The 16,241-nt window shown below is 46.2% G+C and carries 16 protein-coding genes; 2 read left to right on the forward strand and 14 right to left on the reverse strand.

The genetic code is table 11. The annotated features are described in order from the left end of the window. Positions 1-37: 37 nt before the first annotated feature. Positions 38-1,858 (reverse strand): two-component system histidine kinase PnpS, encoded by a 1,821-nt coding sequence (gene pnpS / locus OM416_RS12835; protein WP_264929799.1) that lies wholly within the window; start codon positions 1,856-1,858, stop codon positions 38-40. A 44-nt stretch (positions 1,859-1,902) separates the two neighbouring features. Then, positions 1,903-2,250 (reverse strand): cupin domain-containing protein, encoded by a 348-nt coding sequence (locus OM416_RS12840; RefSeq protein WP_264929800.1) that lies wholly within the window; start codon positions 2,248-2,250, stop codon positions 1,903-1,905. A gap of 352 nt (positions 2,251-2,602) precedes the next feature. Between OM416_RS12840 and OM416_RS12845 the strand changes: the two genes are divergently transcribed. Next, positions 2,603-4,162 carry a histidine kinase N-terminal 7TM domain-containing protein gene (locus OM416_RS12845; RefSeq protein WP_264929801.1) on the forward strand — a complete coding sequence of 520 codons (1,560 nt, stop codon included), beginning with the start codon at positions 2,603-2,605 and terminating at the stop codon, positions 4,160-4,162. A gap of 259 nt (positions 4,163-4,421) precedes the next feature. On the opposite strand, the gene OM416_RS12850 is transcribed toward OM416_RS12845, so the two are convergent. From OM416_RS12850 to citZ, 4 genes are all read right to left on the reverse strand, one after another. After that, entirely contained in the window at positions 4,422-4,847 is a 426-nt protein-coding gene (locus tag OM416_RS12850) for a hypothetical protein (RefSeq protein WP_264929802.1), read from the reverse strand. 134 nt (positions 4,848-4,981) lie between these two features. Beyond that, a complete protein-coding gene (gene mdh, locus OM416_RS12855) occupies positions 4,982-5,923 on the reverse strand; it encodes a malate dehydrogenase (RefSeq protein WP_211081069.1) in 942 nt (313 codons plus the stop codon). A gap of 15 nt (positions 5,924-5,938) precedes the next feature. After that, on the reverse strand, positions 5,939-7,231 hold the full coding sequence (icd, locus tag OM416_RS12860) for an NADP-dependent isocitrate dehydrogenase (protein ID WP_036609828.1): 1,293 nt from the start codon (positions 7,229-7,231) through the stop codon (positions 5,939-5,941). Between the two features lie 147 nt (positions 7,232-7,378). Continuing rightward, the gene (citZ, locus tag OM416_RS12865) at positions 7,379-8,491 is read right to left on the reverse strand and encodes a citrate synthase (protein WP_264929804.1); all 1,113 of its coding nucleotides are present in this window, start codon (positions 8,489-8,491) and stop codon (positions 7,379-7,381) included. 498 nt (positions 8,492-8,989) lie between these two features. On the opposite strand from citZ, the gene ytvI reads away from it, so the two are divergent. Beyond that, on the forward strand, positions 8,990-10,108 hold the full coding sequence (ytvI, locus tag OM416_RS12870; protein ID WP_264929806.1) for a sporulation integral membrane protein YtvI: 1,119 nt from the start codon (positions 8,990-8,992) through the stop codon (positions 10,106-10,108). Positions 10,109-10,208: 100 nt separating this feature from the next. Here the strand turns inward: ytvI and OM416_RS12875 are convergent, their stop codons facing one another. From OM416_RS12875 to OM416_RS12910, 8 genes are all read right to left on the reverse strand, one after another. After that, positions 10,209-10,607: an FxsA family protein gene (locus tag OM416_RS12875; RefSeq protein WP_062833549.1), complete on the reverse strand. Its 399-nt coding sequence runs from the start codon at positions 10,605-10,607 to the stop codon at positions 10,209-10,211. Positions 10,608-10,614: 7 nt separating this feature from the next. Beyond that, positions 10,615-11,151, reverse strand: coding sequence for an acyl-CoA thioesterase (locus OM416_RS12880; RefSeq protein ID WP_413775781.1), 537 nt, complete (start codon positions 11,149-11,151; stop codon positions 10,615-10,617). 101 nt (positions 11,152-11,252) lie between these two features. After that, entirely contained in the window at positions 11,253-12,680 is a 1,428-nt protein-coding gene (gene pyk, locus OM416_RS12885) for a pyruvate kinase (protein ID WP_017689492.1), read from the reverse strand. Between the two features lie 105 nt (positions 12,681-12,785). Further along, a complete protein-coding gene (locus OM416_RS12890; RefSeq protein ID WP_264929808.1) occupies positions 12,786-13,817 on the reverse strand; it encodes an acetyl-CoA carboxylase carboxyltransferase subunit alpha in 1,032 nt (343 codons plus the stop codon). Continuing rightward, on the reverse strand, positions 13,818-14,711 hold the full coding sequence (gene accD / locus OM416_RS12895; RefSeq protein WP_036609844.1) for an acetyl-CoA carboxylase, carboxyltransferase subunit beta: 894 nt from the start codon (positions 14,709-14,711) through the stop codon (positions 13,818-13,820). It abuts the gene before it with no gap. 63 nt (positions 14,712-14,774) lie between these two features. Further along, complete coding sequence (locus OM416_RS12900; RefSeq protein WP_264929809.1) at positions 14,775-15,029, reverse strand: hypothetical protein; 255 nt, start codon at positions 15,027-15,029, stop codon at positions 14,775-14,777. A gap of 87 nt (positions 15,030-15,116) precedes the next feature. Beyond that, positions 15,117-15,305 (reverse strand): hypothetical protein, encoded by a 189-nt coding sequence (locus tag OM416_RS12905; RefSeq protein ID WP_017689496.1) that lies wholly within the window; start codon positions 15,303-15,305, stop codon positions 15,117-15,119. A 282-nt stretch (positions 15,306-15,587) separates the two neighbouring features. Continuing rightward, complete coding sequence (locus OM416_RS12910; protein WP_062833545.1) at positions 15,588-16,079, reverse strand: phosphatidylglycerophosphatase A; 492 nt, start codon at positions 16,077-16,079, stop codon at positions 15,588-15,590. Positions 16,080-16,241 lie beyond the last annotated feature (162 nt).

Genomic DNA, 16,241 nt, shown 5'->3' on the forward strand with positions numbered 1-16,241 from the left:
AAACAATACATACTTTTTACATTTTGATACCAGACGCCTACACCTCTTCATCTTGAATGAATGGAAGGATAACACGGAACGTTGTTCCCATGCCCAGTTCACTCTCTACAGACAATTTGCCATGATGCAATTCCACCAGATGTTTCACGATGGAAAGCCCAAGACCCGTACCCCCGGAATTACGGGATCTGCCCTTATCGACGCGATAGAACCGTTCGAAGATTCGCGGCAAGTCTTTTTTCGGTATGCCAATTCCTGTATCGGATACGGCAAACACGACTTCATCGTCATTATCCATCGTCACCTGCAATTTCACCCGTCCACCCTCGGGGGTATAGTTGATCCCGTTGGATAACAGATTGATGAATATCTGCTTCATCTTGTCCTCATCGGCTTCAATGTACAGTTCCTCCGGTACATGCATTTCCAGACGAATCTGCTTTTTCTCCGCTACCTTGGACAAGGTGCCCAACACCATTTCGAAGAAAGAGTGTACATGAACAGGTGAGCATTGCAACGGCGCGCGTTTGGACTCAATTTTGGATAACTCCAGAATATCCCCGATTAATCGGTTAAGTCGATCTCCCTCATCATAGATGATTTTCAGGAATGAGCGCTCCGTCTCCTTATCCTGTACCCCGCCACTGAGCAACGTTTCGGCAAACCCTTTGACCGCGGCAACAGGCGTCTTGAGCTCATGCGAGACATTCGCGACAAACTCACTGCGCATTGACTCCAGTCGACGGATCGCTGTCACGTCCTGCAAAAGGAACAGCATGCCTCTGTACCCGCCATCATCTTCGGACATGGGTACTCCGTCAATACGAATCAGTTTTTCCTCGGGATTGAACACACTCACTTCTTCATGCATCCGTTCTTTAAGGGCAACACTCTCTTCAATGGTACGGGTTAACTCATAGTGTCTTTTCAGTTCAATATAAGGCTTACCTGTAACCTTACCAGCCTGTATGCCCAGCATACGCTCCGCTTCCCGATTGACCAGTGCAATGGATTGCCCTGCATCAATCATGACAATGCCTCCGGTCATGTTCGCCAAGACACTCTGTAGTAGCGCTTCATTGTCACGAATCGTCTTCAGCTGAGACTGCAAACTGTCTGCCATTCCGTTTATTGCAAGTCCCAGCTGTCCGATCTCATCTCTGCGCGTGACATCCACTCTCGCATCGTATTCCAGCTTGGTAATTCGATGAGCCACTTTCGTAATATGCTCAATCGGAGAGGTTAATCCCCGTGCAACCCGATAACTGACCAATGCCACAATGAGAAACAGCAGTCCAAGTGCTGCAAACATAATCATCCATCCACGCTGAAGACCCTGATCAACGGCATGCAGACTCATCGAAAGACGAATGTAGCCGTCGAATTTGCCGCTTGGAATTTCAATCATGTCACTCTGGTCGGAATTAACAGGTAGCGCCACATATAACATGTCCTGTCCAAGTGTTTCGCTGTAACGTATGGACTGCCCGTATCCATCCCCAACGGCACCCTTGATCTCCTCCCGGTTCAAGTGGTTATCCATCGATGCCGGATCACTCTCGGAATCTCCGATGACCGTGCCATCTTTATTGATGAAGGTTACCCGCGAATCCGTCAGACGATCCAATTCCAGCGCCCGATCTGAATAATACTTTCGTGTAGCTTGCGAGGTTGGATCACTTGCATCATGGAACGGGAAGGTTGCTTTGAGCAAATTAATCTCGCGCACCATCGTTTGCTCCAGTGCGGTAGTATGCGTAGTCTTAAACACTCTGCCCATCGTATATCCAGCCACAATGACGGATACGCCGATCAGCACCATCATAATGATGGCAAGGCGAATTCGGAACGGTCTCATCTATCTCTTCCTTTTTGATCAGATTAATATCTAATTGACTCACGCTAAAATGAATCCAGTTCAATTCGGTCCCCACGGGTACCAGGATTGGAAATAACGAGAAACTCCACTTCTTCGTCGCTCCGGTTCATCATCTGATGAGGCTCTCCCGGAGGGATCTCTATCCCTTCATGGGCTTCCAGTACGTACGTTTCTCCATTAAGTTCCATACACGCTTCACCGCTGAGAATAAAAAAGAACTGACGGCTTATCGAATGGTAATGTCGTATTTCAGCCGTTCCTGCGGGCATTCGTTCATGAATAATGCTGAGTGTTTCATTTTGAACGAGGTGCCAACCATCGCACTGCCCGCCCCATATATAATGCGCTGCATTTTGTTTGCTCATTTTCATATGACTGTCCCCCTGAAGTAAACTTGCTCGGTCTATCATATCACAGATGACATGGTGACCATTCCCATTCATCAGGAAACATATCGATCTTGACTACAGTCAACTTTAGACAAGGCTAATCCTAAAATATCATGGTTGTATGAAGACTGATCCCGACTTTTGTAAAAAGAAGACTGAGATATTTGATCTTCATCAATTTGCCGAAAATTCGAAATTTATTCGAAATTAGACTGTTTCATGATACAAAGTGTATTCCTATGCTGCTTGGGCTGATGTACAATGTACAGTATACAGATATGCTTTGACTAACATTACAGGCTTGATCATTCTAACCTGACATGGAGACCTGACAATGGAATCGCACATTAATTCATATATAACACTTGTAGCCACTTCAGCCGTGCTGAATGTCTTTTTGTGTTTATATACCTATTTCAGAAGATCCGAGATCCCCAGTTCCAAAGTGTTCATTCTCTACACAGCAGCACTCTCCATATATACCTTCGGGTATGCCATTGAGCTGGCCAGCAACACGCTGGAACAGATGAAGTTTTGGACCACCGTGGAGTATATAGGCATGCCCTTCTCTGCATCTCTTGGCCTCATCCTGATGATAAAATATACAGGAAGAACGTTATCCAAAAAGGTAACTGCCGCGCTGTTTGTAATCCCTTCCATTACACTATGTATGGTAGCAACCAATGATTTTCATCATCTTTTTTATAAAAAAGTATGGCTAAGAGAAGATAGTCCCGTACCTCTGATGGATATCGCAGTAGGCCAATGGTATGTTGTGCACGGTGCATTCACGTTCTCCTGTTTGTTGTGTGCCTGTCTTATTCTCATCGGACAATGGAAACACACCAAGAAGATGTATCGTCGTCAATTACTTACGCTGATTACTTCGCAGATTATTCCCATGGTTGCAGCTTTCCTGTATTTGCTTGGTCTGACGCCAGGCGGGATGGACCCTGTACCAGTGCTCATGTGTATCACATCTGCCATGTACATCTGGGCGATTCTATCCTCTCGTCTCCTGACCATCGTGCCGATCGCCAAGGACAGTATTTTCGAGAGCATGCGTGAAGGTGTTATCGTACTGGATAGTTCCAATCGTCTGGTCGATTACAACCGATCTATGCGTGACATGTTGCCAGAGATTAATCCCACCATGATTGGGCGACCCTTGGATGACATATGGCTTAACCTCGCTGGAGAGACTTTTCCGGTTGAATACGGCAGGGAAGGATTGCAAATGGATCTGTACTGGCAGTTAAATGGAGAGACCGTATGTTATCAGGTCAGGACATCTTACGTGTATAACAAGGATGCACAGACCGTGGGTAGTCTGATTATGCTCATCGATATCACGGAACAACGTTTCTTGCAAGAACAACTGAAGCAACTGGCTTATTTCGATGGTCTGACCAAAATTTACAACCGCACTCAATTTTTGCATAAAGGTCGGGAAATTCTAAGTGAAGCTCACCTTAATCTGCAACCTGCCTCATTTATATTATTTGATATTGATTACTTTAAACGCATCAACGATACGTACGGGCATGATGTTGGCGATCAGGCCATCATTCATGTTGTCTCCGTATGCAATCGTTACCTGAATCCAGAGATGTTGTTCGCTCGTTATGGAGGAGAGGAGTTCGTAATCGCTCTTCCAAATACCTCACTCCAGGAAGCCGAGAAACTTGCAGAGCAACTGAGAGTTGCCTTGCTGAATGAACCGCTTGATGTACAGGGAGTCCCTATCCCGTTGACTTCAAGCTTTGGCGTTGCCCAGTACAATGGAGGGGTAGATTCGCTCGAGTCCTTGTTACGCGACGCTGACACTGCTCTGTATGAGTCCAAACGTAATGGTCGAAATGCAGTTCGTGTACATGCTGTAAGTACAGCCTAACCAACACAGACCGTGTATGATAGGACATGTACAGTGATATGTTTGATAGCCAAGCGCTGTAACTCGATTTCACATCCCCTGACTGTCGACCTCATCATCGCAACAACTAAAACAGACAGCCCAAAAGGCTGTCTGTTTTTCATTTGTTAACGTAAAGACCATCTACACATCATCGTGCTTGTCCTCATTACGTATGCAAACGCTTAAGATACCGCTAACAATACATATCATAATGATTAATTAACCGTGCACAGCGTACTTAGATCACTTGGTTATTCACCATCAGGTACACCATGATTAGCAAGAATACAGCCAGCAGTGTACTGAACATACGGATTTTGCTTTGCTCTGCACCCACATCCCGCTTGTTTTTCACACCTTCTGCAGCGAGTCGCAACGGTTTACCCATAATTCCTCCAATAGCCGCAATAGCCAAGAGCAGAACGACAACAACAGCCATCCACACATAAGAATACTCGCCTTTTGTCATCAGGTAACCACCCGTAAGAAGTTGAATCACAAGTCCGTACTGCGCGATTTTGTTCAAAGAACGTAGCGACGCAAATGCTCCCTCTTGTGCTGCAGCATTCAAAGTACGGATTTTACCGACCACGAACGGCAGAATCAGATAGAATCCCATCGCCAGTGCTCCAACAATATGGAGCAGATACATAATCATTCCCAAAATTTTCATCCTCCTCAACATTTTCGGTGTGCTATACATCACATCCCATTATACTGGGGAACTTATCCAAAGAAAAGAAAACCTCCGGGTTTACCGGAGGTTTTCTCTCTATACCTGTCAAAAAGTTTTCAAACTTACAGGTTTACTACCGAAATGACGTTACGAACCGAATCAGCTGATTTATCCAATCCTGCTTTTTCTTCCGTGGTCAGTTCAAGTTCGAATATTTTCTCGATACCGTTACCACCCAGAATAGTTGGTACACCGAGGAACAGATCATTGTAGCCATATTCACCTTCAAGATAAGCGATCACTGGAATGATGCGTTTTTTGTCCTTCAAAATCGCTTCGGTCATCTGAACGAGTGAAGCTGCTGGTGCATAATATGCACTGCCGTTACCGAGCAGATTCACAATTTCACCACCGCCAACGCGTGTGCGCTGAACGATGGATTCGATGCGGTCTGCCGGAATCAGCGTATCGATCGGAATGCCACCTACGCTCGAATAACGAACGAGAGGTACCATATCATCTCCGTGGCCGCCAAGAACGAATCCACGAACATCTTCAACAGATACATTCAACTCTTGCGCAATGAAGGTACAATAACGCGCTGTATCAAGGACACCTGACTGACCGATAACACGGTTTTTAGGAAAACCCAGGGTCTGATAAGCTGCATAAGTCATCGCATCCACCGGGTTGCTTAGAATAATGACGATGGAATCAGGGCAATATTTTTTCACATTTTCACAAACGGACTTCACGATACCCGCATTCGTATTGACCAGATCATCACGGCTCATACCCGGTTTACGGGCGATGCCAGCCGTGATGATTACAATCTCAGAACCTGCTGTATCCTCATAGTTGGAAGTACCGACGATATGGCTGTCAAATCCTTGAACTGGACTCGCTTCCATCATATCGAGTGCTTTCCCCTTCGTCGGGTTCTCCAGTTGAGGAATATCAACCAGCACAACATCCCCGAGTTCTTTTTGGGCAAGCATTAATGCGGTCGTAGCACCGGTAAACCCGGCGCCGACTACTGTGATTTTTTTGCGCTGAATAGTCAAGATTCACATCTCCCCTTACAGGTTTTTAATGATTTGATCAGCGAATTCAGAACATTTCACTTCAGTAGCGCCGTCCATCAGACGTGCAAAGTCATACGTTACTGTTTTATTGTTAATGGATGTTTCCATACCTTTGTAGATCAGGTTAGCGGCTTCCTGCCATCCCAAGTGCTCAAGCAACATTACGCCGGACAGAATAACGGAACCAGGGTTCACGACATCTTTGTCCGCGTATTTAGGTGCAGTACCGTGAGTTGCTTCGAAGATAGCATGTCCTGTTACGTAGTTGATGTTCGCTCCAGGAGCGATACCAATTCCGCCAACTTGCGCTGCAAGTGCATCGGACAGATAGTCACCGTTCAGGTTCAGGGTTGCGATTACATCAAACTCGCCTGGACGAGTCAATACTTGTTGCAGAGCGATATCGGCAATCGCATCTTTTACGATGATTTTACCAGCATCTTCAGCAGCTTTTTGTGCTGCATTCGCTGCATCTGTACCTTCGTTTTCTTTGATGATGTCGTATTGTGCCCATGTGAATACTTTATCAGCGAACTCTTCTTCAGCCACTTCGTATCCCCAGTTTTTGAAGGCACCTTCGGTGAATTTCATGATATTACCTTTGTGTACCAATGTAACCGTCTTACGGTTATGGTCAATTGCGTACTGCACTGCTGCACGTACCAAACGTTTTGAACCTTCGGAAGATACGGGTTTGATACCAATACCGGAAGTTTCAGGGAAACGAATTTTGTTAGCACCCATCTCTTGTTGCAAGAACTGGATCACTTTTTTCACTTCTTCAGAACCTTCAGCATACTCGATTCCTGCATAGATATCTTCCGTATTCTCACGGAAAATGACCATGTCTACCAGCTCAGGACGTTTTACCGGAGAAGGTACACCGTCAAAATAACGAACAGGACGCAAGCAAGTATACAGGTCAAGCTCTTGGCGCAGGGCTACGTTCAGGGAACGGATACCGCCACCGATTGGCGTAGTCAATGGTCCTTTGATTGCTACGATATACTCGCGAATGGCTTCAAGCGTATCATTCGGCAACCACTCACCGTATGTATCGAATGCCTTTTGTCCAGCAAACACTTCATACCATGCAATTTTTTTGTTGCCATCGTATGCTTTTTCAACAGCTGCATCCAATACACGTTTGGAAGCTTTCCAGATGTCACGGCCTGTACCGTCACCTTCGATAAATGGAATGATTGGGTTACTAGGTACTTGAAGTGTACCGTTATCAATTTGAATTTTTTCGCCTTCAGTTGGGTGAGCAAATTTTTCTAATTTCATAGTTAAAATTCCTCCTAGGTTTTGTATATGCAGTATTCATCATACCACTAGTCTTGTTGAAGGAAGGGTCCTGAGAGCCCAAGCATGTAACGCCCCTGCTTTCCAACCCTTCACCTCGTCCATATTATTATACTGGTTTTGCGGCTATTAGCGAAGTTCAATAGAAACGTATTTCTGTTCAGTAGGGCCTGTGTACTCCGCACGTGGACGAATGATGCGATTGTCCGCAAGCTGTTCCAAAATATGTGCAGTCCAACCAGATACCCGGCTGATGGCAAAGATCGGCGTAAACAATTCCTGTTGAATCTCCAGTTGGGTATATACAGAAGCAGAGTAGAAGTCTACGTTTGGCTTCAGTCCTTTTTGTCCTGTTACCAGTTCCTCGATCTTCACAGACATATCATACAGACGTGTGTCATTGTTCAGCTCGCCCAGTTCCTTGGACATCTTCTGCAGATGTTTGGCACGTGGATCACCGTTTTTGTATACGCGATGTCCAAAGCCCATGATCTTTTCACGGTTGTTCAGTTTTTCCTGAATTGCCGCTTCCAGACGATCAGGCGTACCGATCTCATTCAACATTTTCATAACGGCTTCATTCGCACCGCCATGCAGTGGTCCCTTCAGTGCGCCGATGGCGGAAGTTACACCTGAATAGATATCCGACAGTGTCGCAACCGTTACACGGGCTGCAAATGTCGAAGCGTTCAACTCGTGATCCGCATGTAGGACAAGCGCTTGGTCCAGTGCTTTTACTGCGGTCTCGGACGGTTCTTCACCAGTCATCATATATAAAAAGTTCTCTGCGATGGAAGCGCCTTCTTTTGGAGCCACAGGTTCTTTGCCCTGACGAATACGGGCGATGGCTGCCACAATCGTTGGCAACTGTGCTTGCAACTTAACGGCTTTGTTCTCATTCGCTTCCGTTGTCATCTCATCCGCTTGCTCGTCGTACAGTGCAAGTGCAGAGATTGCGGAACGAAGTGCTGCCATGGTGCTGACGTTTTTCGGATACAATTGGATTTGTGCAATCAACTCGCTCGGAATCGGCGCGTAATCGCTCAGGCTTTTGCGAAGGGATTTCAGTTCATCTGTTGTCGGCAATTTACCAAACCACAACAAATAGGCAACTTCTTCAAAGCTGGCATGTTCAGCCAAATCGTCGATATCGTAACCACGGTATGTAAGCACACCGTCTACAATAGAGCTGATCGAAGAGGTTGTTGCAACGATGCCTTCCAGACCTTTGGTAGCTGTCATATTACATCTCTCCTTTAATAAGCGAAATCAGGAACCATTCCAGAGTGTCATATAAGTGCCAAAATGCACCTATCCTCTTTTTGTAAACATTTTCATTTTAAAATTACCAAATAATCCAAAATACGGTTTTCCTATCTGTCAATCGGTATTTACTTATAACATCATACTGGATTTTGTCGTTTATGTGAACATGATGAGAGATCATTCGCACATCAAACTTCTTTATCGGACTGATAAAGCATTTTTGAAAGCCTTTACAAAAACAGGGTTGACATTTAATGTTTTTTAACCAATTCTGTCGTATGAAGAACTTTCTATTGCTATATTCTGTAATACTGAGGCATACTCTAGGCAAAAGAATGATTCTGTTAGAGTGTAACATCCCGGCGTTTCAAAACCTTGTAAATGCTCTATATTAATTAAGATAGCCATCTATTTTTAATACTGTTTCACGGATGATACATAGGTCGGCTTAATTGAACTAAGGAGAGTTGATGCTTGGATAGAATTATAATGAAACGTCTGCTTCGCGGCTTATGGGTGATTATTGCGACCGTTCTGATCGCCGTTGCCATATACTTGCTGTTTCCGCTCTTATACCCTTTTGCGATCGCCTGGATAATTGCCTACGCCATGAATCCATTGGTGAAGCTGCTTCAGCATCGAGCACGATTCCCCCGCTGGCTGGCTGTGACTCTTTCATTGATCCTTTATTTCGGAGCCATTGCAGTGGTGTTGTCCGCAGCAGTGACCCGTATGGTGAAAGAAGTCATTTCACTGACGACAAGCTTCGATCTCCACGTTGATGAGATCAAAGACACGTTTGTGCGCTGGACTCAGAATGACACGATTCAAAGTTTGATTGCACAGATCAATGAGTTTTACAAGGAAAATCCGAACTATCAGGAAACCATCAACAGCAATATTAGTAAAACGACGGAAACGGTGGGTACAGCCGTGACAGATCTGGTCACCGGATTTTTCAATATGATTCTAAGTCTGCTGACCTCCCTGCCTAACATGGGCGCGGTATTAATCGTTGTTCTGTTGTCTACGTTCTTCATTAGCAAAAGTTGGACTAGGCACAGCATCACCGTCTCAGGTTGGGTACCCTCTTCCATTCGCAAGCCGATATCCGACATTTGGACTGACCTTAAGAAGGCACTGTTCGGATACGCAAGAGCGCAGTTGATCATGATCTCGATTACAGCACTATTCGTCATGATTGGACTGCTTATACTGCAAGTCAATTCAGCCTTCACCATCGCTCTGATGATTGGTTTGGTCGATCTGCTTCCTTATCTGGGTGTCGGTCTGGTCATGGTGCCTTGGGCAGCATATCTGTTTATGAATGGGGATCTGTATCTGGGGATTGGCATTAGTGTTATCTATCTTATTTTGCTGATCGCCCGTCAGATTATTGAACCCAAGGTACTTGCCAGCAGTGTAGGCCTCGACCCGCTCGCCACGCTGGTTGGCATGTTCGTAGGATTGAAGCTGTTCGGTGTACTGGGTTTGATTATTGGTCCTGTCAGTCTGGTCATCCTCGATGCGTTCAATCGGGCTAACGTATTACGCGACCTCAGAACATATATCATCAACGGACGTGTCCGATGAAGCATGACCTTATGAGCACGCAGGACAAATAAAAAAAGGCTTCGTTCAACAGAAATCATCTGCTGAGCGGAGCCTTTTTGCATAACAACTCGTGTTTTTTTCATTTCGGACGACGATAGAACGTGATGTTGCCACTTTTCATTTTCTTCTCCAGCCAACCCAGGAAGAACAGACGGTATACCGGACGTGTTAATGGAAACACCAGTGTAAACCCGATCAGATCCGTTACAAAGCCTGGAATCAAGAGCAAGAAACCACCGACGAAAATAAAAAGACCATCAACCATTTTTCTACCAGGTACCTTGCCGCGCTCCATCTCGGATTTGGCGTCCACAAGTACTTTTCGTCCTTCAAACTGCAACATTGCTATACCAATCAAGGACGTGAGGATCATGAGAAGCAATGTCTTTCCGGCTCCAATCCAGTCACTCATCAGAATGAAACCAAATAATTCAATCACCGGAATGATTAATAGTAAAGCCCACATCCATTTTCGCATTGACGTATTACCCCTTTCCCGAAAGCCACACCTTTTCAAGCGCGCTGTATAGCTCAGAGGCTGCCTTATCCAGCCGAACCGGCTTCCAGTCTCCATTCACCCATACATGCTGGGTAGAACCTGTAACCAGCCGTTCACCGGGGAGTGGTTCATCAGCTGACCATACCCGTTCTCCAATCGCCATATGCTCATCAGGTTCTTCAGACATGCGCCTTATGTCGTACTCATAGTTCAGTCGCAGACCACTAAATGCAGCAATACGGGTGAAAATGATAATCTCATCATCATATCGGGCAGGTTTATGATACTTCACATCCAGTCCAGTTACGGGAAGCAGTAACCCCTGTTCCTCCATTTTACGATATGTATACCCCATTTGGCGAATCATCTCAGTACGACCGATTTCAAACCAGTTCAAATAATTCGCGTGATAAACTACGCCCATCTGGTCACTTTCTTGATAGCGCACACGAAGACGTGCCGCATACCAGCTACCGTTGATCTGTTCTTGCACGTTATCGGCCTCCTTCGCTCTACCATTCATACGTGTTACATCGCTGTAAAGTGTCATTAAGATGGAAAAAAAGCAACGGGACAATAACGCCCCATTGCTTCTTTCCTGATGCTTCTCCATCCAAAACGCAATTAAGCGTTGTTTGGAATTTGGCTTACTTTAATCAGGTTCGTAGAACCGGAACGTCCCAAAGGTACACCTGCTGTGATCACAACGAGGTCTCCTTCTTTAACAAGTCCGGATTTTACGCCGCCTTCAATTGCATTTTCGAACAAAGCATCCGTGGAATCAACCAGTCTTCCTTTGACAGGAGTTACACCCCAAGCCAGAGCCAAACGACGGGAAGTTCTGTCTTCCGTTGTCACAGCGATGATTGGAGATTCTGGACGATACTTGGAAATCATGCGTGCAGTGTGTCCTGATTCAGTCGAAGTAATGATCGCTTTCGCGTTCAAATCTTGAGCTTGGAGGGCAACTGATTGGCTGATTGCTTCTGTAACGGTTGTTTGTTGAGCAACACGTTGTTTCAGGTACAATTCTTGGTAAGGCAGAGCAGATTCTGCTTTTTCAGCAATACGGGACATGGTCAGAACGGATTCAACTGGGTATTTACCCGCAGCTGTCTCACCGGACAACATGATTGCGTCCGTACCGTCGAAGATCGCATTCGCCACGTCACTTGCTTCCGCACGTGTTGGACGCGGGTTACGTTGCATGGAATCCAGCATTTGTGTAGCTGTGATAACCGGTTTACCTGCAACATTACATTTTTGGATCATGCGTTTTTGTACCAATGGTACTTCTTCCGCAGGAATCTCAACACCCAGGTCTCCACGAGCAACCATCAGGCCGTCAGACACTTCAAGGATTTCATCGAGGTTGTCGACACCTTGTTGGTTTTCGATTTTGGAGATGATTTGGATATGTCCAGCATTGTGTTTTTCAAGCAATTCACGAATCTCAAGTACGTCACTCGCTTTACGAACAAAAGAAGCCGCGATGAAATCGACACCTTGCTCAATACCGAATACGATATCGTTAGCGTCTTTTTCAGTGATACCCGGCAGAGAAATGGCAACGCCCGGAACGTTAACACCTTTTTTACTTTTGATCGAACCACCGTTAACGATACGGCATTTGATCTCGGTGCCTTGCACTTCCACCACAGTCAGTCCGATCAGACCGTCGTCGATCAGAATTGTAGATCCCGGTTCAACATCATTCGGAAGATCTGTATACGTAATGGAAAGACGTTCTTTGGTGCCCAGAATTTCTTCTGTTGTCAAAGTGATGTACTCGTCTTGAACCAATTCAATCGGCTCAACTTCGAGTTTACCTGTCCGAATTTCCGGTCCTTTGGTGTCCAGCAGGATCGCTACTGTTTTGTTCAACTCTTCGCATGCTTGGCGAATCGCAATGATCCGTCCGCCGTGCTCATCGAAATCACCGTGGGAGAAGTTCAGACGGGCCACATTCATACCGGCCATGATCAATTTTTTGGTGTTCTCCAGAGATTCACTGGATGGACCAATGGTACATACAATTTTCGTTTTGCGCATTTTGGGTTTCCTCCGATTTTAAAGGTATATCTCTTTATCTATTTTTCTTTTTCCAACTATTAAATTTACTATACTTTTACTCATTTGTATAGGAAATTCGTCACATTATTCAGCATTTCCCGACAAATTACTCGCCGCATCGACTTCTACAGGCTCTTGAGGGGCTTCAATGGGTGCTTGAGGTTCAAACGTGACCGATCCAATTTTACGGAATTTCTCATAACGATCCTGTTTCAGCTGATCCCCGCTCCAACCCTTCATCTCGTCGAGATGACGGACCAAAGCTTCACTGATGAAAGCAGCAGACGCTTCATAATCCCGGTGAGCACCACCGCGTGGCTCAGGGATGATATCTTCAATGACTTCCATCTCCAGGAGGTCCTTGGCTGTTATTTTCATCGCTTCAGCCGCCTGATCTGCCTTGGATGCATCCTTCCAGAGAATCGAAGCAGCCCCGTTCGGAGAGATCGCAGAATAGATCGCATGTTCCAGCATCAACACACGATTACCCACAGCCATAGCGAGGGCACCGCCGCTTCCACCTTCGCCGATGACCACAACAATAACAGGGACCGAAAGCTTCGCCATTTCCATCAGGTTGCGAGCAATAGCTTCCGATTGACCTCTCTCTTCTGCAGTATTACCCGGATACGCCCCTTTAGTATCAATAAACGTAATAATAGGACGCCCAAATTTGTTCGCTTGTTTCATCAGACGCAGCCCTTTTCGGAAACCTTCCGGATGAGCGCTCCCGAAAAAGCGGGCGATGTTATCCTTGGTATCCTTCCCCCGCTGTTGTCCAATTACCGTTACTGTCTTTCCATTCAACTTGGCAAGCCCACCAACAACCGCAAGATCGTCTCCGAACATGCGGTCACCATGCAGCTCAATGAAATCTGTAAATATCAGCTGGATCAGGTCCAGCGCCGTTGGGCGCTGCTGATGACGCGCCAGATGCATCTTCTGAGCTGCCGTTATGCCAGTGTAAATCTCTTCTTCAAGTCTATGGTAACGTTCTTCCAGGCGGGCAATCTCATCCGTGAAGTCAATGCCTTTTTCCTGTCCAAACTGTACGAGTTCATCAATCTTTTTGCGCATCTCAACCAGAGGCGCTTCATATGGCAACTCACCCGCCATTTAGACCCCTCCTTTTTCACTATGCATATCCAGAAGCTTGCCAAGAGTGGCCCGAAGTTCTTTCCGGTGCACAACCATGTCCAACTGACCGTGTTGCATATTAAATTCAGCCGTCTGGAAATCATCAGGTAACTTCTGACGGATCGTCTGTTCGATAACGATTCTGCCGGCAAAACCAAATACAGCGCCAGGTTCGGCAATGTTAATATCGCCCAGGCTAGCAAAACTTGCCGAGACTCCACCTGTCGTTGGGTCCGTAATGACCGAAATATACAGCCCGCCCTGTTCATCCAAACGGGATAAAGCTGCGCTTGTTTTGGCCATTTGCATCAGACTGAGAATACTCTCCTGCATCCGGGCACCACCTGATGTGGAGAAAATGATCAATGGCAGGCGTTTCTCTGTTGCATGCTCAATGGCACGGGTGATTTTCTCCCCTACAACAGAACCCATGCTGCCTGTGAAGAAATCAAAACTCATGACAGCGACAACTACAGGCAGGCCATCAATGGTTCCTTCCCCCGTAATTACCGCTTCTTTCAGACCCGATTTCAGGCGCTGTTGTTCCAGTTTGTTGCTATATCCAGGAAAGCCAAGTGGATCAACCGATATCATATCAGCGTCAAACTCAACAAACCCTTGATCATCAAGTACCATAGCAATGCGCTCCATAGCGTTAAGGCGCATATGGTAACCGCAAGCAGGACATACTTTCAGATTTTTCTCCAATTCCTTGCTATATTGAATAGTGCCGCATTTGCTGCACTTGTTCATAAGCCCTTCAGGTATTTCACGTTTTGGGCGTTCTAGGACTTCCTGGCCTTCGCCGGGAAGTGCACGCTCGGAAGGTATGGTAGCGTACTTCCGTTTCTTCTGGAATATATCTTTGAACACAACTACACCTCTCCAGCCGTTGATTTGATGGCCGCAACCTGCAGTTCGCTGCTTGTGGCAGCTTCATCCGCGTGCTACGGTAAACCGCTTACGACCCACACGCTGCCATGGGCCTTGTCCAGCATTCACAACAAAAAAATCCGCCGGTACAGGGCAAGGATCAGCGGCTTCTGTCAGCACGATTGATGTTACCTGCAATAACCGAAAGATTGTTGCGCCGATGTTTGAATCTATCTTGGTAGGGTCTCCGGGAGCAACCAGCTCGGTCCTTGTCCTAACAAAAAAAGAAGGAAGGACAGCAGCATACAATACATGCAAGTCGATTCCTCTCTCCGCTTACGCGATTAGTCCCTTATGTACCGATGGTACTTCTTCATCTGCCAAGGCACGTCGATGTCGAACGAGTCAGGAATGCAGAATGGAATTCAGCACTTCCTGGACCTCTTCCAATTCCCCAGAAGGGACGCGAATCTCAAATTGCTGCTTGGATAAACTGATGGGACGGGTCTGTACCAGAAAACCTTCTTCCGAAAGCTTGGTCTTGATCTTGTCCGCAACCTTTGCTGTCGGCGCAATGTAAATCACCGTCCACATGCCTTGTCCGCCCCCTAAGCTAATGTTCAGAGCCCGTATATTGGACTAATGATAACATACCTCACTTTTTTTCTGCAAGAAAGGGTTCGGGACCTTTGGGGAGAATTCGGGATCATGAGGGACGTTTGTCCCCCACGAATAACTCATATGGTTGACGAAATCTTCTTGTTCATCCCCTCCGATAAGCAGCATCAAGCCTATCAGGGCAGCCTCAGCCGCCCTTGATGACTTCATATGAGCCATTGGAGTGACAACAGCATATAAGCATGGTAATGCAGGAGGTTACAGGTCTGAGGGGTATTTTTTGGCTTTAATATTTTTGTGTGCAATCCGGGCAGATGCGGCAGCCGCCACCCCTGCGACCAGATCATCCAAAAAGACATGAATGGCTGTTGCATGTTCGTTCAGATCATGAATAACACCTATTTTTTCTTTATCCAGATAACCAAAGCTGGTTAAACCGATCATACCATACACATGAGTAATGCCGAGGGCCAGAGTCTCGTCCACTCCATACAGGGATTCATCCGCTTCCATAATAGCCTGTAACGGTTGGGGTAAGAGTTTTTTCTCCGCAAGTTCGTCAAGAGCAATACCGGTATAGAGCGTATATTGCACCTCTCGTTTCTGCAGAACGGATTTCACGCTGGTTACACAGTCGTCCAAGGTCAGTTCGGGGTGGTACCCTTTTTGCAAACGGTATACAATTGCTGCGATGGCATCAATCCGTACACCCCGCCGGGCCAGCATGGCTTCTACGATTTCATATGACATATCTCGACCTCCCGCATCAATCCCCCGAGGACCGCTAGGTCCTTCGGTGTTCTCAAGTGTATGCAGCAACCTGTTAAAATGTTCATAAAATGTGCGGATGGTTGAGTTGAGTAACACCCCCGGATATGAAATAAGATTGTACATTCCTCTCTGGCATTTGAT

Source organism: Paenibacillus sp. LS1, assembly GCF_026013365.1.
GTDB lineage: Bacteria > Bacillota > Bacilli > Paenibacillales > Paenibacillaceae > Paenibacillus.